We start from the raw sequence: 19,225 nt of genomic DNA, 5'->3' as shown, positions 1-19,225 counted from the left end.
TTGCTCGCGACCAAACAAACCGGTTAAAAAAACTTAATCTATTCCATGAATAATGAGCTTAAAGAGCTTTCATTGCTAATACGCAACATGGTTTCCGCCAGCAGATTGGCGATGCTCAACTGACAAATGCGATCGCACGCCTGCGCGTCCTCGCGCAATGGGATGGTATCCGTCACCACCAGCTTATCCAACGCCGAGTTCTGGATGCGTTCCACCGCATTACCGGATAATACCGCGTGCGTGGAATACGCTATCACGGCTTTCGCGCCGTGCTCTTTTAATGCATTGGCTGCCTGACACAGCGTATTGGCGGTATCCACCATGTCATCAATAATCACACAAGTGCGGTCTTTGACTTCACCGATGATGTTCATGACTTTTGCTTCATTGGGTTTGGGGCGGCGTTTGTCGATGATGGCCAGATCGCATTCCAAGCGCTTTGCCAGATGGCGGGCGCGGACTACGCCGCCGACATCCGGGGATACCACGATTAGATTCTGGTAATTATGTTTCCAGATATCGCCGAGCAAAATGGGCATGCCATATATATTATCAACCGGCATATCGAAAAAACCTTGGATTTGATCCGAATGCAAATCCATCGTGAGCAGCCGGTCAATACCCACGGTGCTCAGCATATTGGCGACCACTTTGGCGGTAATCGGAACGCGCGCCGAGCGCGGCCGTCTATCCTGACGGGCATAACCGAAATAGGGGATTGCAGCGGTAATACGGCTGGCTGATGCGCGTTTCAACGCATCCACCATGACCATTATCTCCATCAAGCTGTCATTGGTAGGCGCACATGTGGATTGCAATACAAACACATCCTTACCGCGCACATTCTCGAGAATTTCCACCATGACTTCACCGTCGCTGAAGCGTCCGACAGTAGCGCGCCCCAGATGGATATTGAGATGCTTCACGGCATCCTCCGCCAATTTGGGATTCGCAGTTCCGGTAAAGACCATCAAACTGTCATAAGCCATGATATTTCTTTGCGCTAGCTAGCCTGGGTAAGGGAGTACAGGTTTCTCTGGTTAAATAAGCAGCTGTGATGATCACAGTTTTGTTTAATTCCGCATCCATTCTCAATCGGAATGAATGAAAGTCTCCTCTCCGGAGTTACTGCCATGCCAAGATACTGGCTGGGGAGGTAGGGATCGAACCTACGAATGCCGGAATCAAAATCCGGTGCCTTACCACTTGGCGACTCCCCAAAATCTTCAATTCAGGGTTTTGTGCATCGGATGGCAATCCAATCCTTTTGCGACAAACCCTTTCATATCATCTGGAATCTGTTCAAAAGCAGCTCGCGCGGCCCGTTCTGTGGCAAATTCTGCAAATACACACGCGCCTGAACCGCTCATCGCCGCTATTGTAGTATTTTCTAGCCGCTTTAGCCACTCCAAGCATCTTGCCACTTCAGGATACGCCCGGCAAACGACTAATTCTAAATCGTTATGCCCTTGCCAGACAGAAAAGGGCGGTATTGTGATGGGTATCGTGTTGCGTGTCAATTCCTTACTGGTAAAAATCTCTGCGGTCGATACTTGCACCGGTGGTACTAGAACCAGGTACCAAGCGGGTGGCAGTTCAATAGCGGCGAGTTTTTCACCAACTCCTTCAGCGAAAGCATTTTGTCCAAAAATAAATACCGGCACATCGGCACCCAGTTGAAGCCCTAATTCGAGCAATTGCTCTGGATTTAAATTCACTTTCCACAAGTGATTCAGTGCCAGCAATGTGGTGGCAGCATCAGAACTCCCGCCGCCCAGACCGCCGCCCATCGGAATTTGTTTTTGCATAAAGATATCCACACCCTGCGTGGCCCCGGTTTTCTGTTGCAGCAGTTTGGCGGCACGGACGCACAAATCTTTTTCTTCCGGCACACCGGCAATCGGATTATGCAACCTGACGATACCATCCGGGCGTACTGCAAAACTGAGTTGATCGGAAAAATCGAGAAACCGGAAAACCGTTTGCAGCAAATGATAACCATCTTGTCTGCGGCCAACGACATGTAAAAAAAGATTCAGCTTGGCAGGAGCGGGGAATGTGAACATAGAAATAAGGATCGAGCGCTTATGCTTTAACGGCAGTAACGGTTATTCAACTTTCCAATCATCCACAACCAGGCGGATTTTCAGCTTCTGATAGACTAAATTCAGTACCCGGGGAAGCGCTGCGGCGTTGGGTTGTGCCGCCGTGAAGCCCTGATAATGAATGTGCCAGCCATCTTGCCGGATCGCGATAATCTGATTTTTATTATCGAAATCCTTTTGCGACGCGTTTGCGGGCGAATGTATACCCTGTATCCAGAATTGCAGCCCATTGAGCGGCAGGCGCCAGCCGAGAATTTCTTCCGTCAAACTTTCCACGTCGTTGGCATAAAAAGCTTCCAATTTAGAGGTGATCAGCCGCACGCCTTCGTGATCTTTGGAAATTTCCGCAACCGCTTGACCTAACGGTGTAAATAGCAAAATTTCATCACTGGCGGCCAGATGCTGCCAGCGGAAACTGCCGGAAAAACTTTGATTCTCGTCTTGAATCGCTATTCTGCCCAAGATGTTGAAATCAGGGGCAACCGCGTTATGCGCACCCGCAACAGGCTCTGTTTGGATGGTCGTGACGGCCGCTTCGGGTTGCGTTTGAACGGGTAATAGCTGGCAGCCGGAAAATAACGGAAAAATACAACCGGACAGAATTCCCAGAATAATTTTCCATGGTTGAATTCTGAACTTGTTTGCTGGTAATTCAATATAAAAACAGGCAGATATCAATTGCGCAATTACCAACGGATTATGGAGTGTGCTTCGTTAACTATTGATCGTCTTGTTCGTTTGCTGAAAATCAGGCAATACGATATTGAGTTCCAGTGTTTCCTGATTCTCGTCTTGTTCAAAGTTAACCGATATCGCATCCTGATCAACGTTTACGTACTTCCGGATAACCTCTAACAGCTCTTTCTGCAATTGTGGCAGATACGAAGGTTGATTACGGTAGCTGCGCTCATGCGCAACCAGAATCTGCAATCGTTCTTTCGCCAGCGAAGCGGTTTTGGGTTTGGATGATCTGAAATAGTCCAGTAAACTCATTTTCTTCCTCCGAATAGCCTTCTGAGAAACCCTTGTTTACCATCGATAAACCGATGCGGCAGCTTTTCTCCCAAGTAACGCGCAACGACATCGGCGTATGCCTGACCGGCTTCACTCTTCTCATCGAGAATGACCGGCATACCTGCATTTGATGCAGATAGAACCGATTTCGATTCGGGAATAATGCCCAATAATTCCAGCGACAGGATTTCCTGCACATCCTCCAGACTCAACATCTCACCCAGCTTAACCCGGTCGGCATCATACCGGGTCAGTAATAAATACTCTTTAATGGGGTCTTCATTTCTTTCGGCCCGGCGTGATTTACTGGACAGAATCCCCAGCATGCGATCCGAATCGCGGACGGAAGAAATTTCCGGGTTGGTAACGACAAATGCATCGTCGGCAAAATAAAGCGCCAGATTGGCGCCTTTCTCAATACCGGCGGGAGAATCGCACACAATATACTCAAAATCCTTGGATAATTCGTCTAAAACTTTGCCCACGCCTTCCTGCGTCAGCGCGTCTTTGTCGCGTGTTTGCGATGCCGGCAGGATATACAGCAGATTGCAGTTCTTATCGCGGATGAGCGCTTGATTAAGACTGGCTTCGCCATTGATCACATTGATAAAATCATAAACAACCCGGCGTTCACAGCCGAGAATCAAATCCAGGTTCCGCAGACCCACATCAAAATCGATGACCGCTGTTTTATGCCCTTTTTTCGCCAGCCCCATGGCGATCGCTGCGCTTGTGGTTGTTTTACCAACGCCGCCCTTGCCTGATGTCACGACTATAATTCTTGCCAATTGAGCCTCCTTTGCTGTTTGGTCTTAAGCAATCTCTTTAATGATCAACGCATGATTCTGCAAATAGATCTGCACGGGATGATTGTATGCCTGCTTATTCAAATCCTCGCTGGTTTTATAATCGCCCGCGATGGAAATAAGTTCTGCCTGTAAATCGAAACAAAATATCCGGGCAGCTGTATTGCCATGCACGCCTGCCAAAGCACGCCCTCTTAACGTATTATAGACGTGTATATTGCCTTCGGCCATAATTTCGGCGCCAGCGCTAACCTGCGACAAAATGATCAAATCGCCGGCTGCGTAAATCCGTTGCCCAGAGCGGATCGGTTGCGTCACTAAGGTTGCCGTTGCGGCCACCGGCGGAATCGGAACAGGCCGGATGGATGGCTCTTTAACCGTCACTGTTTCAGGTTGCGCGGCAGGCTGTTGAGCCGCTTCCTGTTTCTGCGATTCCCCAATGATGATGGAACTGCCTTGCTCGCGCACCGTATCGATTGGAATGAATAAAGCGCGCGCCTGTTTATTCTGGCTCTCATTACCGCCGCGGATACCGACCGGAAAAAAACTGACTCTGCGTAACAGCTGGATGATCTGCGTGAAATCCAGATCCTGATTTTGCTTGTTTAATTCGCGTAAATCGATAATCAGCGGAGAATCTTTGAAGAATTCCGGCGCCAGGTTGATTTTTTCATGCAGTGTCTGTTCGATTGCAGCCAGATCGTTGGTGTAAAGAATCAAGATGGGCGCGAAAAAAGTGCTGCTTTTGAATTCCAGTGCTGGAGTGGTGTTTAGCATTTTAATTGTTTGACAGGCTCACAGAGATTCATCGCAGGATCAATAGCACTGTTTAATGATGTTTGAAAAGGCACCGGTTACGTCCATGAAACCGATTTAATCAATCGCTCTCTTTTTTGTTAACCGTTGCAATGTTTCCAGCAGGACTTCGTTATCCGGATCTTTTTCCAAGGCAGTACGCCATATATTTTTGGCATCGTCTTTAGCGCCTTGTACCCAAAGCACCTCACCCAAGTGCGCCGCAATTTCAGCATCCGGGCGGGCGGCGAATGCCAAATTCAAGAAATTCAATCCTTCCACGAAATTTCCCATGCGGTAGTATACCCAACCCAAGCTGTCCATAATATAGGGATCCTCCGGAGAAAGCTCAACGGCTTTCCTGATCAATTTCAACGCTTCCGGTAAATGCATACCGCGCTCAGCGAAGCTGTAACCCAAGGCATTATAGGCATGCGCATTTTCCGGTTTTAGCTTGATCAGTTTGCGCAAATCCTGCTCCAGGATTTTAAATTTACCCAACTTGTCGGCTGCTAAGGCGCGGTCATAAAGCAGCTCGGGATAATCCGGCAGTTTCTTTAATCCTGCATCGAGCAAATTGTAGACTTCCTGATGGGCCTTGGAACGCCGCAGAATCTGCGCTTCCGCCAATATCAAATGCGCAGCCTGCTGATCATTGGCGGCAGGTAGTTTTTGCAGGTGCGCGCGCGCTTCCTGCAAATGACCTTTTAATGCCAATAAATCCGCGTAACGGATTTGCGCCGGTAAATAACGCCCCCCGCTTTTTACCTGCTGATATGCTTCCATGGCTAAATCGGGGCGATTGGTTTCCTCATAAATCTGCGCCAAGTGGAAGTACACTGCATTGGTATCTTTGTATCCCAGAGTCAGTGCCTTTTTGAAACTGGCTTCCGTAACATCAAAATCACCCATCTCCGTGGCCAATAATCCGGCTGCCAGGGTGATTTCGGCGTCTTCGGGATTTTTATCCAATAACCATTGCACTTGCTCGCGTGCCTGATCAATCTCGTTTGCACCGATCAATACCCGGGTATAAGCCACCCTGACTTCATTGGATGCCGGATATTTTTCGAGATAGCCGCGGTAGAATTCGCTCGCATCAGCAGCGGAAACGCGTTGCAATATTCTGCCATTATGAACGGCGGCGATTTCCCATTCGGGGCGCAAAGCCAGCGCGCGCTGCATCTCATCCAATGCCAGCTGATGCTGATTGGCAAACCATGCTGCCTGGGAAATGGCGAAATGGACTTCCGGAACATCCTTATACGGTTGCGAAAGCTGTTGTATCAATTGCAATGTCGCGGTTTTGTCCGGATTGCGTGACAACAATTGGTTGAGTTGCATGAAGGCATTGTCGACGCCTTCTTTTTCCGTAGCCAGCAGTTTTTCGAGATGGGGCCGCGCGGCATCCAGCTTGCCAAGATTGACCAGCAGTGCAGCGATGGTTTGGCGCGCATCGACGGAATCAGGCTCGAGTCCAACCCACAGAGTGGCTGCTTGTTCGGCCGCAAAGGGATTGCCGGCATGCAGGGAAATTTCCGTTGCACGTTTGGCGATACGGGGATCGCGCGTCGTTTTGGCCAGCTTAACATAGCGGTTGACCGCAATATCCAAGCTACCTCGCTGCAATGCGGTTTCACCGACTAAAAAATCAAACAGAATGGGCGCAGTCAACTCCTGCTTGGGTAAATTCAGCTGACTGACTTCTTCCGGATCGGTGGATTCCCCTGTTTTTTCTGCCTCCTTATTGGAAGGAAGCTGCGCGCAGGCAGTAAGTCCGGACAGCAATAACACGCATAGAATTTTAAATTTCATGAGAAATCCGATTGATTTTCAAATATAAGATAAAACGTACAACTTCTGTGCAGCATTCGCAGGATTCATTAAATCATTTAGCATTCAGTCATTTTTTGTGCAGCCGTGCGCTGGATTCAAGACCGGATGTTACGCAAAACAGTGCGCATATTCTACTTTTATACCGGCAATAAAGTGAATAAATAATTATTTAGCATAAGTCGTATGGAATGTCACCCGGAAAAGTAAGATTAAAATTGTACGCAAAGATGTCACGGGTTAATTTATGATAAAGCAAATGCTGAGAACACCATTAAAATATGAAAGTTCAGTGCAGTTTCTATGGTATCCGGTAATTTCCGGCGGCTGACCGTTTTTCCCATCTTCATCGCTAATTGGACTCGATTGAAAAATCCTTTGTTACAACTGATTATTGTTTTTCTGCTGGGCATGCTGACCGTCCTCGGTTTTGCGCCTTTCTACCTTTTTCCGGTGCCGGTCATTACCGTGGCTGTATTGCTGGGATTGTGCCACAAAAGCCAAAGCCCGCTGAAAAATGCCGCATTGGGGTTCGGTTTCGGCATGGGGCTGTTTAGCGCCGGGGTCACCTGGATTTACGTCAGCTTGCACGATTTTGGCGCAATGCCAATGCCCATCGCGGTGGTTGCATTGATCGTACTCTGCGCTTACCTGTCGCTGTTTCCGGCTTTGGGTTTTTGGCTTCTGACCCGGTCTCGTCTGACCTCGCCTTTTCTTTGGGCATCGCTGGCTGCGGCCTTATGGATGCTGTCGGAATGGTTGCGCGGCACGTTGTTCACTGGTTTTCCCTGGCTGGCGCTGGGCTATTCGCAAGCGCCATTGAGTCCCTTGGCAGGTTTTGCACCGGTTTTCGGTGTTTACGGTATTTCGTTTTTGCTGATATTCAGCGCGGCTTTGCTTTTTTTCTGGCTGGATCATGGGATTAAAAAATGGCGTTACGCATTGCCTTTACTGCTGATATGGTGCGGCGGGTATGGCTTGCAGTTGATCGACTGGGTTAAACCGGAGGGAGAGCCGGTTAGCGTGAGTTTACTGCAAGGTAATATTCCACAAGACATGAAGTGGCGTGAAGATCACCTGGAAAGCACCATGCAAACATACGCCAAGCTGATCGTGGAAAGCGATAGCCGCTTGATCGTGACGCCAGAAATTTCCATTCCGTTGTTCAGTGATGCCGTGCCGCCACTGTATTTGTCGTATCTGGCCGAGCATGCCAGGAATAATAACGGCGACGTGTTGATCGGCCTGGCCGAGCGCACTGGCCATGAGAGCAAAGAATATTACAACACCATGTTCAGCTTCGGTACCGCGCCGGAACAAAGTTACCGCAAGCATCACCTGGTTCCCTTCGGCGAATATATTCCGTTCAAGCCGCTTTTTGGCTGGGTGATTCAAGTACTGCAAATTCCGCTGTCCGATTTTTCGCGCGGCGGTTTGGATCAGCAGCCGATGAACTTAGCCGGGCAGCGGGTGGCGATCAATATCTGTTATGAGGATGTATTTGGCGAGGAAATCATCTATCAATTGCCGCAAGCCACGATGCTGGTCAATGTCAGCAACGATGCTTGGTTTGGGCGCTCGATCGGACCCCAGCAGCATTTGCAGATTTCGCAAATGCGCGCCTTGGAAACCGGGCGCTACATGCTGCGCGCCACGAATACCGGTGTGACCGCGATCATCGATGAGCGCGGCAGAGTGTTGCAAACCATCGAAATTTTCACCACCGCGGCGCTGCATGGATTGGCGCAAGGCTTTACCGGCGCGACACCGTATGTGCGCATGGGCAATTACCCGGTGCTGGGGCTGGCCGGGTTGTTATTGTGCATTGGTTTGCTATCTGCCTTTCGCGCGGCATGGAAAACCCGGTAAAATCCGCATAATTTTTCTTTTAATGGCGATAAAACTCGATTCTTCATGCCAACACCAACACCAGAACCAAAACCGCCACTGACCTTCCAGGAAATTATCCTGACCTTGCAGCAATATTGGAACAAGCAGGGATGCGCGATTTTGCAGCCGTACGATATGGAAGTGGGCGCGGGCACCAGTCATACCGCCACTTTTCTGCGCGCCATCGGCCCGGAGCCGTGGAAAGCCGCTTATGTGCAACCGGCGCGCCGTCCCAAAGACGGCCGTTACGGCGACAACCCCAATCGCTTGCAGCACTATTATCAGTTTCAGGTCGTGCTGAAACCGGCGCCGAAAAATATTCTGGATTTGTATCTTGAATCGCTGCGCGAACTCGGTTTCGATCTGACGCAAAACGACGTGCGGCTGGTCGAGGACGATTGGGAGAATCCAACCTTGGGCGCGTGGGGATTGGGCTGGGAAACCTGGCTCAATGGCATGGAAGTCACGCAATTCACCTATTTCCAGCAAGTCGGCGGCATCGATTGCAAACCGATCACCGGCGAAATCACCTACGGACTGGAGCGTCTGGCGATGTATTTACAGGGTGTGGAAAGCGTGTTCGATCTAACCTGGACCAAAGGTTTGACGTACCGTGACGTGTACCATCAAAACGAAGTCGAGCAATCCAAATATAACTTTGAGCACAGCGATACCGAATTTCTGTTTCTGGCGTTCAGCAAGCACGAAGCGCAAGCCAATCACCTCATCGAACAGCAATTGGCGCTACCGGCTTATGAACAAGTATTGAAAGCGGCGCATACGTTCAATCTGCTCGATGCGCGCGGCGCGATTTCAGTGACCGAGCGTGCCGCGTATATCGGCCGCATCCGCAACCTGTCGCGCCAAGTCGCCAAAGCCTATTACGACAGCCGTAAAAACCTCAATCCGCCGTTCCCGATGGCGCCGCCCAAATGGGTCGCACAAATGCCCGACATGCAGGAATCCGCATCATGAGCAAGAATTTGCTGGTTGAATTATTGGTCGAGGAATTGCCGCCCAAATCGCTGAAACAACTAGGCGCCAGTTTTGCGCAATTGCTGGCTGACAGCTTGAAAGCGCAAGGTTTGATCGCGCACGACGCAACCATCACGCCGTATGCCACCCCGAGACGATTGGCGGTGCATATCGTCAATGTTGCCACGCAAGCCGCCGATCAAGCGGTCACGCAAAAACTGATGCCGGTCAAAGTCGGCCTGGACGCGCAAGGCCAGGCTACGCCACCATTATTGAAAAAACTGGCCAGCCTCGGCGCGGATGCCTCGGTCGTGCCGCAACTCCAGCGCGCAATGGATGGCAAGACTGAAACGCTGTTTCTGGATATTACCGTCAAAGGCACATCGCTGACCGATGGACTGCAAAAAGCATTAGAGGAAGCGATTGGACGATTACCGATCCCGAAGGTGATGACGTATCAATTGGCGGATGGCTGGAGCAGCGTCAACTTTGTGCGCCCCGCGCACGCACTGACTACATTGCACGGCGCGGACGTCGTACCGGCCAGCGTGCTTGGCCTGCAAGCCGGACGCGAAACGCAGGGTCATCGTTTTGAGGCAAAAGTGAATCCCATCGTGCTGCACAACGCCGACAGCTACGCGCAACAACTGCAAACCGAGGGTGCCGTGCTTGCCAGTTTCGCTGAGCGCCGCGCCGAAATCACGCGCCAGCTCGCCACCGCTGCGGCGCATGAGCACCTGACACCGGTCGATGACGACGCGCTACTCGATGAAGTCACCGCGCTGGTCGAACATCCGAACGTGCTGGTTGGCCAATTTGACGCCGCATTCCTGCAAGTACCGCAGGAATGCCTGATTCTGACGATGAAAGCGAACCAGAAATACTTCCCGCTGCTCGATGCCAACGGAAAACTGGCGAACAAATTCCTGCTGGTATCCAACATCCGCCCCGCCGATCCCACGCAAGTCATCGCCGGTAATGAACGCGTAGTCCGCTCGCGCCTCGCCGATGCCAAGTTTTTCTTCGATCAGGACCGCAAAAGAACGCTGTTCTCTCGTGTGCCGGAATTGAAAAAGGTGGTTTATCACAATAAACTCGGTACACAAGATCAGCGAATGCGTTATGTCTATGAGATTGCAGAAAAGATCGCAGAACTCCTGGATCATGATAATGTTGAACTAGCTGATGATGTTAAAAAAGCCGCTATGCTGGCAAAAGTGGATCTACTAACAGATATGGTGGGTGAATTCCCGGAACTGCAAGGCATCATGGGGCGCTATTACGCGCAGCATGAAAGTTTAAGCGACGATGTCGCGTTTGCCATCGAAGACCATTACAAACCGCGTTTTGCCGGGGATGCATTGCCACGTAACTCGGTGGGTGTTTGTCTAGCGCTGGCAGACAAACTGGAAACCTTGATCAATATGTTTAGCATTGGAGAAATTCCGACCGGCGACAAAGATCCATTTGCATTGCGGCGTCACGCGTTGGGCGTTATTCGCATTTTGATTGAAAAAGATTTAAAGCTTCATTTAGATGATCTGATTGATAACGCTATTCATAAAATTAATGAAATTAGTCTCCTTCCTGCTCCTGGTTCTAATAGCAAGCCAAAATATGATAATCATGCTGTTAGTAAGGAATCATGTTCGGAATTGATAACCTTCATTTACGAGCGGCTTTCTGGTACTTTACGCGACCAAGGATACACGCCGCAGGAAGTCGATGCCGTACTCAGTTTGAATCCTCAGCATTTAAGCGATATCCCGAAACGTCTCGCCGCCGTACGGGCGTTTGCTGCACTGCCAGAAGCAGTCAGTCTGGCGGCGGCCAACAAGCGCGTCGGTAATATCCTCAAAAAATCCGAAGGCGATAGCAGCGATAGCGTCGATACCGGCTTATTGCAGGAGGCGGACGAGCAGGCGCTTTATCAGGCGTTGCAAGCCATTCAACCGCAAACCGAGAAAGCCTTTGCTACCGGTGACTACACCGCTTCGTTGCAACTGCTGGCAACGCTGAAAACCCCGGTCGATACCTTTTTCGATCACGTCATGGTGAACGTCGACGATGAGAAATTGCGCAACAACCGTCTTGCTTTGCTGAAGCAACTGCGTAAGACGATGAATCAAATCGCCGATCTCTCCAAGCTGGCCGCCTAATATGAAACTGATCATCCTCGACCAAACTGGTGTGATTAATCAGAGCAGCGGTACGTTTATCAAAACGCCGGATGAATGGATTGCGATACCCGGCAGCCTGGAGGCGATTGCCCGCTTGACGCATGCTGGGTATCGCGTGGTGATCGCCACTAACCAATCGGGCATCGGGCGCGGGCTGCTCGATATGGCGACTTACAACGCCATCAATGACAAAATGTACAAAGCGGTCAATCACGCGGGCGGGCGCATCGATACAATATTCTTCTGCCCGCATACCAACGCGGATAAGTGCTCCTGCCGCAAACCGGCGACTGGGTTGTTCGATGAGATCATGCAGCGTTACGGCGTCAATCTGAAAAATGTCATGGTAGTCGGCGATTCGTTGAAGGATTTGCAAGCGGCGGCAGCGGTCAGTGCAATACCGGTGCTGGTGCTGACCGGCAATGGAGAAACAACGCGCGCCGCTCAGGAAATTCCGGCGCATACGCAGATTTTCGACAACCTCGCCGCCGTGGCCGATGCGTTGGTTGGAGAAGAATAATAGTGGCCATTTTCCGTTCGGCGCTGTACATGCTGCTACAAATCATCATCACACCGCCGTATGCCATTTTTACGCTGGCGTGTTTTCCACTGTCGCCGCATAACCGCTACCGCGTGACCTCGAGCTGGACACGCATCATGCTGTTTCTGTTGTGGCACTTGTGCGGCATCCGCTATCGCATCATCGGCGCGGAAAATATCCCAAAAACCCCGAGCATCGTGCTCTCCAAACACCAATCGGCGTGGGAAACACTGGCTTTCCAGGAAATTTTTCCGCCGCAGGTGTGGGTGCTGAAAAAAGAATTGCTGCGCATTCCGTTTTTCGGCTGGGGCTTGGCGATGACCAGTCCGATCGCGATCGACCGCAGCGCGCGGAAGAAAGCCTTGGAGCAAATCGTCGAGCAAGGCAAGGACCGTTTGCAACAAGGCTTCTGGATCGTGATCTTTCCCGAAGGCACGCGCATCCCGCCGGGTCAGCGTGGCAAATACCGCATCGGCGGTGCCTGGCTGGCGACGCACACCAACGTGCCGGTGGTCCCGGTCGCGCACAATGCCGGTGAGTTGTGGGGGAGAAATTCTTTCGTCAAACACCCCGGCACCATCACCGTCAGCATCGGCCAGCCGATCGATCCCACCGGTATGGAAGCCGGGGAGTTGAACGCGCAAGTGGAAGCCTGGATTGAGGCTGAAATGCTGCGCATCGGCCGGAAAAACCTGCAAGAACCCTAACGTGTTCGTGCAAGCCACTACGACGCTCAACGGCCGGGAAATTACCTACACGCTCAAACGTTGTCAGCGCAAATCGATCGGTTTACAAATTGATCACCACGGTTTGCGCATTAGCGCGCCGCTGCAAACCGCACTCCCGCACATCGATACCGTTCTGCGGGAAAAAGCCGGTTGGATCACGAAAAAGCTCGATCAATGGCAAGCCAAAAAAAGCCTCGCATTGGCGTGGACGCATGATGCGGCCTATCCGTTGCTCGGCGAACCATGGCGCATCGCACTGAAACCATCCGGCGAGATCGACATGGCGCGGCAAATTGCCTGCAATGAAGCGAAACAATCCCTAGCACAACTCAATCCCCGCCAAATCGAGCAATTCGTCATGGCCTGGTACGGCCAGCAAGCGGTTGCGTGCTTCAAAGAACGCATTGCAATCTATGCCCCGGCATTAAATGTACCCCCGCCACCATTCCGCCTGTCACGCGCAAAAACCCGCTGGGGCAGCTGCAACAGCCGTGGTCTTGTCACGCTCAACTGGCGCTTGATCCAACTGCCGTTACATTTGATCGACTACGTCGTTGTGCATGAACTGGCGCATTTGATTGAAATGAATCATTCAAAGGCATTTTGGGGACTGGTTGAGACGATTTACCCCGATTATCAGGTTGCCCGGAAAACGCTCAAAAACTATGGTTGATCTTTTGTTTTGCAGGAAAAAAATAGCTTTATGCGTATAATGGGCACCTATTCAATATAAGTTTTAGTAACCAATAATCGTATTGATTATTAGAAGTTTTTTAATTTTGCAATTACCAAAGCGAGGATAAACATAACATGCGCGTTTTAAAAGATACCGTGGTCTCACTCAACTATGAATTGTCGGACGCTTCGGGAAAAATTCTGGAAAAAACAGATACACCGATCAGTTATTTACACGGTGGCTATGGCGGTATTTTTCCCTTGGTTGAAGAAGCGCTGCATGAAAAGGAGGTTGGTCATTCCTGCACAGTTTCGATGGAGCCGGAAGATACTTTCGGTGAGTATGACGCTGAATTAATCCGCGTGGAACCGCGCAATTCATTCCCCGATAATGTGTCAATCGGCATGCACTTCGAAGGTGGTGCGGAAGATTCCGATGATTTTATTCTCTACAAAGTCACTGACGTCACGGAAGACTCGGTTATTGTCGACGGTAACCATCCATTTGCCGGGATGCGGTTGAATTTTGCCTGCACCGTGACGGATGTACGTCCGGCCACTGAGGAAGAAATCGCGCACGAGCATGTTCACGGCGCGCATGGGCATGAGCATTAATGCAGCAAAAATTGCGCTGGGGCGATAAAAGCTAGCTGTTATCCGCAGTACCCAGGGCTTCTTTCAATACATAGAGTTGTTCCAATGCTTGCCGGGGATTCAATTCGTCCGGCGAAAGCTTTTGCAGCATGGTAATGACGGGATGTTCTTGCACGCTTTCCTCTTGCGGTCCGGCAATCGAAACAGAAAACAGATCCAATTGCGGTTCTTGTTTTACACTTTCCTGTTCCAACTTAATCAAGTGTTTTTTCGCCAGCTTGATCACCGCATCGGGAACGCCTGCGAGTGCAGCCACTTGCAGGCCATAACTTTGACTGGCGGGCCCTTCGGCAACCTTGTGCAGAAAAACAATACGGTGCTTATACTCGACCGCATCCAAATGCACGTTTTGGAGCTGTTTGAATTCTTCCGCAAGCTTGGTCAATTCAAAATAATGCGTGGCAAAAAGAGTAAAACTGCGGTTCTTGACCAGTAGATGACGCGCAATGGCAAACGCTAAAGCCAAACCATCAAATGTCGACGTACCACGCCCGACTTCGTCCATCAACACCAGGCTGTGCGCTGTGGCGTTATGCAGAATGTTGGCGGTTTCGGTCATTTCCACCATAAACGTCGAGCGTCCGCTGGCCAAATCGTCGGCCGCACCGATGCGAGTAAAGATTTGATCCAAGATTCCAATTTGTACAACTTTAGCCGGTACATAACTGCCGCAATGCGCCAGCAAGGCAATCAACGCAATTTGCCGCATGTAAGTTGATTTGCCGCCCATGTTGGGACCGGTAATCATCAGCATGCGCGGTTTTCCGCTATGCTCGGCGCCCAGCTGCACATCATTGGCGACAAAGTTTTCCACCTGCTGCTCCACCACCGGATGGCGGCCGGTGTCGATGATAAACACATCCTCACCGGCTAACTGCGGAGCAGCATAGCCGAGCGCTTGGGCACGTTCGGTAAATGCACACAGAACGTCGATTTCCGCGACGCTCGCGGCGATTTTTTGCAGCGCATGAATGTACTGGGCAAGCGCATTCAACAATCCTTCGTACAAATATTTTTCCCGCGCCAGTGCCCGATCTTGCGCAGATAAGGCTTTATCTTCGAAGGTCTTCAGTTCCGGTGTAATGTAGCGCTCGGCATTCTTTAACGTTTGTCTGCGGCGGTAATCGGCGGGGATTTTCTCGCTGTGCGCATGCGTGACTTCGATATAAAAACCATGCACACGGTTATATTCCACCTTAAGGTTAGGAATGCCGGTGCGTTCCTTTTCGCGCATTTCCAGTTGCAACAAAAATTCACCGCAATTGTTTTGCAGCGCACGCAACTCATCGAGCTCGGCGTCGAAACCATCGGCAATGACATTACCTTCGCGCAACACCACACCCGGCTCCGGCAACAAAGCTTTGCTCAGTAACTCAACCACTGCGGGTTCAATCTGCATGACGTGAAGCAATTGGCCGATGCGCTCACTGTTACAGTGGGCGGTAGCCAGGATGACTTGCGGCAGCAGTTTCAAACTGTCACGCAAACCCGATAAATCCCTTGGCCGCGCCGATTTCAGCGCAATACGCGCGGTTATCCGCTCGATATCGGCACATTGCCGCAACAGAACGCGCACGGCCGCAAAATGATGCTGCCCGTTTTCTCCGATCAGCGCCGCCACGCTATCAAGCCGCTGCTGTATGACGGTGCGATCGCGCAGCGGATGATGCAGCCAGAATTGCAGCAAACGGCTGCCCATATTGGTGGCACAGGTGTCGAGCAACGACAGCAACGTCGGCGATCGCTCGGCGCGTATCGTTTCGGAAATTTCCAAATTGCGGCGCGTTGCGGCATCCATGCGCACATAAATACTCTCCCGCTCCGCTTGCAACGACGAAATATGGGGCGCGGCGGATCCCTGCGTCAGGCGCGTGTATTCCAATAATGCCCCGGCGGCGCACAGCGCAGTGGACAAATCCTCACAACCGAAACCGCTGAGATCATGGGTTGCAAATTGCCGCGTCAACGTATTGCGCGTACTGTCATGATCAAACTGCCACTGCGGCAAACGCTTCAACGCCCAGTTTCTTCCTTGTATCTCAGGCAATTTCAATGATTCGGGCAAAAGAATCTCCGCCGGTTGCAAACGCTCCAGTTCGCTGAGCAGATTGTGCGGCACGGTTTCCAGCACGCGTAATTGCCCTGCCGCGAGATTCAACCAAGCCAATCCCAAGGTCGATTCCTGTATCGACAACGCCAATAAGATGCAATCGCGCTTATCTTCCAGCAATGCCGCATCGGTCAGCGTTCCCGGCGTGATGATGCGGGTCACTTCGCGCGTTACTGGCCCCTTACTGGTCGCCGGATCTCCGACCTGCTCGCAGATCGCAATGGATTCACCCGCCTTGACTAGCTTTGCCAAATACTGCTCGGCCGCATGGTAGGGCACGCCCGCCATTTTGATCGGCTCCCCGGCGGAAGCGCCGCGTTGTGTCAGCGTGATCCCCAGTAGTTTTGCCGCTTTTTCCGCATCGTCAAAAAACAACTCATAAAAATCCCCCATGCGATAAAACATCAGCATGTCCGGATGCTGCGCCTTGATGCGCAAATATTGCTGCATCATCGGCGTATGCTGTTCTTTTTGGGTTTTCATTTATTCACGCAAGATTATTTTTGCATTGGAAAATGCATCATTTGTTTAAAATCTTTCCGCCCACACGAATCTCTTGATGTTTCACGATTCTCTTTAAACGCTGCATTGATTCAAAATAGAATAAACCTGGATCGGGTGGATGACTGGCATAGAACGGCGATTGATGCTACCTCAGTATTCGCACGGTATTATAGGCAAATTATTTGGATAATTCCGGGAAATTGATTTGCGCGGATAGAAACAGATGAATTAGGGAAACGCTGATTAATTAGGCGAACGAGATGAAGCACGAGGCGCACGGAACACAGCAACCGAGACATATCTACAAGATAGGCAAGGGAGTGAGTACCTCGCAACGAAGTGATTCGCTCGTGTAGTCAATTAATCAGCGTTTCCTTAGAAATTAAGTGATGCGCCATAGCGTTGCAGGCGTGTAGAATGGAAAATACTGAACAAACCGGGGAATCAACTAACGCTGCTTCGCAGCGTGAAAAACACACGGTTATTCTTCTTTTGAATAGGCCTTATACCATGCGAACAATTCTTTTTTTGCTGACACTGACTTTTTCCCTCATGGTTTGGGCTGATGAGGATAAGGGTACGACGGATACGGAAAAGCAAACACGTCAACTGGAAAAAGCGTTAGCTCACATACAGCAAGAATCTCAATCCATTCAACAGCAATTCATGATGATTCAAGAATTACGCCGCAATGATATCGCTGAGCCTTCCATGAATATACCGTTGCCGAGCACACCTGGGCAAAGTATTCCGGTGCCTAATTACAATAATTTAATGCAGCAGAAACAAGAAAGGGATCAACGGATTGAAAAATATACAGCCGACTTAAACCGGCTGTATGCACGTTTCACAGAACTGGAAAATGAAAAACAGGATATCCTGGAACAAATAAAATCACTGGAACAAAAAACGGAAGAATGACCATCATCAGCGGTGCTGACGACTACTTTCCTTCAAAATTCTTAAACCAGATGTCATAAATTTCGTCCGACCATAGGGATTTTATCCAGACGATCACATCATCCACCTGCTGTTCCGTCAGCTTACCCTCCCATGCGGGCATGGAGCCAATTTCAGGCGGCGTCCCTTTGAGTATTGTTTTTTTCAAAACGTCGGTCGAATGATGCCAGGCGTGCGCGGTGCTATCCAATGGCGGTGGCGGATATTTTTCATCCGCACCAGGTTTACGCCATTCCGGGGTCGCTTCGCCGTTAGGTCCATGGCATCCAATGCAATTGGCGTTATAGACACTCTCACCGCGTTTGATTTGCGCTTGATCCAAATTCCGCTTTATTAAGCCTGTCTTGCTATCAACCTGATGCTGGCCGGAAGAAACACCGGGCGGCGCAGAATTACCGCAACCCAGCATTGTTGCAGCAAAAATGCAGAGCACCACATTACGCACGATCATGAAAAAGCCGCTACTACTTCAAGCGCATCACAGAACTGCTTTTCTCCGGCTCAGCATTAGCCGGTTCCGCTTCTTGCACGGCTTTCTTGGCATAAGGGTCATAACGGTGATAAATCTTCGTATCCTTGCGCGCTTGATCCCGTTCTTCGATCAGCAGAACATTATATGGATCGACTCGTCCGCTGCCTTCCATACCCGGCGTGCCGTGCGGCATATCAGGAACAGATAATCCTACCGCCTTCGGTTTTTCTTTCAATAAGCGGATGATGTCCGGCGCCGGTACATGTCCTTCAATCGCATAACCGTTGATCAACGCGGTATGGCAAGAGCCCAGGGATTCGGAAATACCCGATTTTTTTCGGATTTCCTTATTGCCCACATCGTGCGTTTTTACGGTAAAGCCGTGATCACGCATGTGATCGACCCATTTAGCACAGCACCCGCAGGTCGGGCTTTTATAAACATCAACCGTCGTTGTAGCGGCTGCTTGCGCAGCAACACCTAACAATCCAGCTGCCAGTATCGCACCTATTCGTAATTTCATTTTTTCTCCACAATGATTGTTCCATGCATTTTCTTAAAATGGCCCGGCAACGGGCAGGCAAAATCAATTGTCCCTGCGTGCGTGAATTGCCAGATCAGTTCTTTTTGCTCGCCCGGCTCCAGTTGCAGCAGATGAGCTTCGGAATGCTCCTTATCAGGATACATGCGCCGCATATTAGCAACTTTTTTCAACTCTGCCATCGAACCCAGCAACATTTCATGCGGGTGATTGCCGCCATTTTTCACCACAAACCGGATCGTTTCGCCTTCATTTACTTTGACTTCAGCCGGTAAAAACATATTATCCACTTGTGTCAGCTTGATGATACGGGATACTTTGTCCGCCTCACCCGGCCTGCCAATATCAACTTCAACATTGGAATAGTTAGTATTCGAGTAACTACTGGTTGAAAACAAGACCAAGACCACAAATGGTATAATCCCGTTCATAGAATGCTCCT

At 50.4% G+C, this 19,225-nt stretch carries 19 protein-coding genes and 1 tRNA gene; 8 read left to right on the top strand and 12 right to left on the bottom strand.

The window, feature by feature from the left end:
- Nucleotides 1-38: 38 nt before the first annotated feature.
- The 8 genes from DU481_RS00985 to DU481_RS00950 form a co-directional block, all read right to left on the bottom strand.
- Nucleotides 39-989: a ribose-phosphate pyrophosphokinase gene (locus tag DU481_RS00985; protein ID WP_090315077.1), complete on the bottom strand. Its 951-nt coding sequence runs from the start codon at nucleotides 987-989 to the stop codon at nucleotides 39-41.
- Between the two features lie 156 nt (nucleotides 990-1,145).
- Nucleotides 1,146-1,220: transfer RNA gene (locus DU481_RS00980), tRNA-Gln, on the bottom strand.
- Nucleotides 1,221-1,226: 6 nt separating this feature from the next.
- Entirely contained in the window at nucleotides 1,227-2,066 is an 840-nt protein-coding gene (gene ispE / locus DU481_RS00975) for a 4-(cytidine 5'-diphospho)-2-C-methyl-D-erythritol kinase (RefSeq protein ID WP_350131426.1), read from the bottom strand.
- Between the two features lie 42 nt (nucleotides 2,067-2,108).
- Nucleotides 2,109-2,783, bottom strand: coding sequence for a lipoprotein insertase outer membrane protein LolB (gene lolB, locus DU481_RS00970; RefSeq protein WP_350131424.1), 675 nt, complete (start codon nucleotides 2,781-2,783; stop codon nucleotides 2,109-2,111).
- A gap of 36 nt (nucleotides 2,784-2,819) precedes the next feature.
- A complete protein-coding gene (gene minE / locus DU481_RS00965; protein ID WP_090315071.1) occupies nucleotides 2,820-3,098 on the bottom strand; it encodes a cell division topological specificity factor MinE in 279 nt (92 codons plus the stop codon).
- Complete coding sequence (minD, locus tag DU481_RS00960; protein WP_121166478.1) at nucleotides 3,095-3,907, bottom strand: septum site-determining protein MinD; 813 nt, start codon at nucleotides 3,905-3,907, stop codon at nucleotides 3,095-3,097. Before minD ends, minE begins: the two co-directional genes overlap by 4 nt.
- A gap of 24 nt (nucleotides 3,908-3,931) precedes the next feature.
- Nucleotides 3,932-4,702: a septum site-determining protein MinC gene (gene minC, locus DU481_RS00955; protein ID WP_350131421.1), complete on the bottom strand. Its 771-nt coding sequence runs from the start codon at nucleotides 4,700-4,702 to the stop codon at nucleotides 3,932-3,934.
- Between the two features lie 96 nt (nucleotides 4,703-4,798).
- Nucleotides 4,799-6,535, bottom strand: a complete 1,737-nt coding sequence (locus DU481_RS00950) for a tetratricopeptide repeat protein (protein WP_350131420.1) — start codon at nucleotides 6,533-6,535, stop codon at nucleotides 4,799-4,801.
- A gap of 429 nt (nucleotides 6,536-6,964) precedes the next feature.
- Here DU481_RS00950 and lnt point away from each other — a divergent pair, with 429 nt between their 5' ends.
- The 7 genes from lnt (at nucleotide 6,965) to DU481_RS00915 (ending at nucleotide 14,157) form a co-directional block, all read left to right on the top strand.
- Nucleotides 6,965-8,422, top strand: coding sequence for an apolipoprotein N-acyltransferase (gene lnt, locus DU481_RS00945; protein WP_350131611.1), 1,458 nt, complete (start codon nucleotides 6,965-6,967; stop codon nucleotides 8,420-8,422).
- Nucleotides 8,423-8,467: 45 nt separating this feature from the next.
- Nucleotides 8,468-9,418 carry a glycine--tRNA ligase subunit alpha gene (glyQ, locus tag DU481_RS00940; RefSeq protein WP_350131418.1) on the top strand — a complete coding sequence of 317 codons (951 nt, stop codon included), beginning with the start codon at nucleotides 8,468-8,470 and terminating at the stop codon, nucleotides 9,416-9,418.
- Nucleotides 9,415-11,577: a glycine--tRNA ligase subunit beta gene (gene glyS / locus DU481_RS00935; RefSeq protein WP_350131416.1), complete on the top strand. Its 2,163-nt coding sequence runs from the start codon at nucleotides 9,415-9,417 to the stop codon at nucleotides 11,575-11,577. Before glyQ ends, glyS begins: the two co-directional genes overlap by 4 nt.
- Nucleotide 11,578: 1 nt before the next feature.
- Complete coding sequence (gmhB, locus tag DU481_RS00930; RefSeq protein ID WP_350131414.1) at nucleotides 11,579-12,118, top strand: D-glycero-beta-D-manno-heptose 1,7-bisphosphate 7-phosphatase; 540 nt, start codon at nucleotides 11,579-11,581, stop codon at nucleotides 12,116-12,118.
- A gap of 2 nt (nucleotides 12,119-12,120) precedes the next feature.
- The gene (locus DU481_RS00925; protein WP_292666618.1) at nucleotides 12,121-12,846 is read left to right on the top strand and encodes a lysophospholipid acyltransferase family protein; all 726 of its coding nucleotides are present in this window, start codon (nucleotides 12,121-12,123) and stop codon (nucleotides 12,844-12,846) included.
- A 1-nt stretch (nucleotide 12,847) separates the two neighbouring features.
- Entirely contained in the window at nucleotides 12,848-13,540 is a 693-nt protein-coding gene (locus DU481_RS00920; RefSeq protein ID WP_350131412.1) for a M48 family metallopeptidase, read from the top strand.
- Nucleotides 13,541-13,677: 137 nt separating this feature from the next.
- Entirely contained in the window at nucleotides 13,678-14,157 is a 480-nt protein-coding gene (locus tag DU481_RS00915; protein ID WP_292666621.1) for an FKBP-type peptidyl-prolyl cis-trans isomerase, read from the top strand.
- A 31-nt stretch (nucleotides 14,158-14,188) separates the two neighbouring features.
- On the opposite strand, the gene mutS is transcribed toward DU481_RS00915, so the two are convergent.
- Nucleotides 14,189-16,789: a DNA mismatch repair protein MutS gene (gene mutS, locus DU481_RS00910; protein WP_350131410.1), complete on the bottom strand. Its 2,601-nt coding sequence runs from the start codon at nucleotides 16,787-16,789 to the stop codon at nucleotides 14,189-14,191.
- A gap of 438 nt (nucleotides 16,790-17,227) precedes the next feature.
- Here mutS and DU481_RS00905 point away from each other — a divergent pair, with 438 nt between their 5' ends.
- Nucleotides 17,228-17,731 carry a hypothetical protein gene (locus DU481_RS00905; protein WP_350131408.1) on the top strand — a complete coding sequence of 168 codons (504 nt, stop codon included), beginning with the start codon at nucleotides 17,228-17,230 and terminating at the stop codon, nucleotides 17,729-17,731.
- Nucleotides 17,732-17,753: 22 nt separating this feature from the next.
- On the opposite strand, the gene DU481_RS00900 is transcribed toward DU481_RS00905, so the two are convergent.
- Genes DU481_RS00900 through DU481_RS00890 form a run of 3 tightly spaced genes read right to left on the bottom strand, consistent with a single transcriptional unit; the run spans nucleotide 17,754 to nucleotide 19,214 of the window.
- Nucleotides 17,754-18,221 carry a c-type cytochrome gene (locus DU481_RS00900; RefSeq protein WP_350131406.1) on the bottom strand — a complete coding sequence of 156 codons (468 nt, stop codon included), beginning with the start codon at nucleotides 18,219-18,221 and terminating at the stop codon, nucleotides 17,754-17,756.
- A gap of 13 nt (nucleotides 18,222-18,234) precedes the next feature.
- Nucleotides 18,235-18,765 carry a DUF411 domain-containing protein gene (locus tag DU481_RS00895; RefSeq protein WP_350131404.1) on the bottom strand — a complete coding sequence of 177 codons (531 nt, stop codon included), beginning with the start codon at nucleotides 18,763-18,765 and terminating at the stop codon, nucleotides 18,235-18,237.
- Nucleotides 18,762-19,214 (bottom strand): cupredoxin domain-containing protein, encoded by a 453-nt coding sequence (locus tag DU481_RS00890; RefSeq protein ID WP_350131402.1) that lies wholly within the window; start codon nucleotides 19,212-19,214, stop codon nucleotides 18,762-18,764. Before DU481_RS00890 ends, DU481_RS00895 begins: the two co-directional genes overlap by 4 nt.
- Between the last annotated feature and the right edge of the window lie 11 nt (nucleotides 19,215-19,225).

The sequence above is a fragment of the Nitrosomonas sp. genome (assembly GCF_040240425.1).
Lineage (GTDB): Bacteria > Pseudomonadota > Gammaproteobacteria > Burkholderiales > Nitrosomonadaceae > Nitrosomonas.
Note: the sequence above shows the minus strand (reverse complement) of the source record. Positions and strands in the feature narration are given on the sequence as shown.

Bases quoted from the DNA above. Each gene is read 5' to 3' on its own strand.
- minC (WP_350131421.1), bottom strand. From the start codon at position 4,702: ATGCTAAACACCACTCCAGCACTGGAATTCAAAAGCAGCACTTTTTTC.
- glyQ (WP_350131418.1), top strand. From the start codon at position 8,468: ATGCCAACACCAACACCAGAACCAAAACCGCCACTGACCTTCCAGGAA.
- DU481_RS00890 (WP_350131402.1), bottom strand. From the start codon at position 19,214: ATGAACGGGATTATACCATTTGTGGTCTTGGTCTTGTTTTCAACCAGT.
- DU481_RS00905 (WP_350131408.1), top strand. From the start codon at position 17,228: ATGGAAAATACTGAACAAACCGGGGAATCAACTAACGCTGCTTCGCAG.
- gmhB (WP_350131414.1), top strand. From the start codon at position 11,579: ATGAAACTGATCATCCTCGACCAAACTGGTGTGATTAATCAGAGCAGC.
- lnt (WP_350131611.1), top strand. From the start codon at position 6,965: ATGCTGACCGTCCTCGGTTTTGCGCCTTTCTACCTTTTTCCGGTGCCG.
- minE (WP_090315071.1), bottom strand. From the start codon at position 3,098: ATGAGTTTACTGGACTATTTCAGATCATCCAAACCCAAAACCGCTTCG.
- ispE (WP_350131426.1), bottom strand. From the start codon at position 2,066: ATGTTCACATTCCCCGCTCCTGCCAAGCTGAATCTTTTTTTACATGTC.
- mutS (WP_350131410.1), bottom strand. From the start codon at position 16,789: ATGAAAACCCAAAAAGAACAGCATACGCCGATGATGCAGCAATATTTG.
- DU481_RS00915 (WP_292666621.1), top strand. From the start codon at position 13,678: ATGCGCGTTTTAAAAGATACCGTGGTCTCACTCAACTATGAATTGTCG.
- DU481_RS00950 (WP_350131420.1), bottom strand. From the start codon at position 6,535: ATGAAATTTAAAATTCTATGCGTGTTATTGCTGTCCGGACTTACTGCC.
- glyS (WP_350131416.1), top strand. From the start codon at position 9,415: ATGAGCAAGAATTTGCTGGTTGAATTATTGGTCGAGGAATTGCCGCCC.
- DU481_RS00895 (WP_350131404.1), bottom strand. From the start codon at position 18,765: ATGAAATTACGAATAGGTGCGATACTGGCAGCTGGATTGTTAGGTGTT.
- DU481_RS00985 (WP_090315077.1), bottom strand. From the start codon at position 989: ATGGCTTATGACAGTTTGATGGTCTTTACCGGAACTGCGAATCCCAAA.
- DU481_RS00900 (WP_350131406.1), bottom strand. From the start codon at position 18,221: ATGATCGTGCGTAATGTGGTGCTCTGCATTTTTGCTGCAACAATGCTG.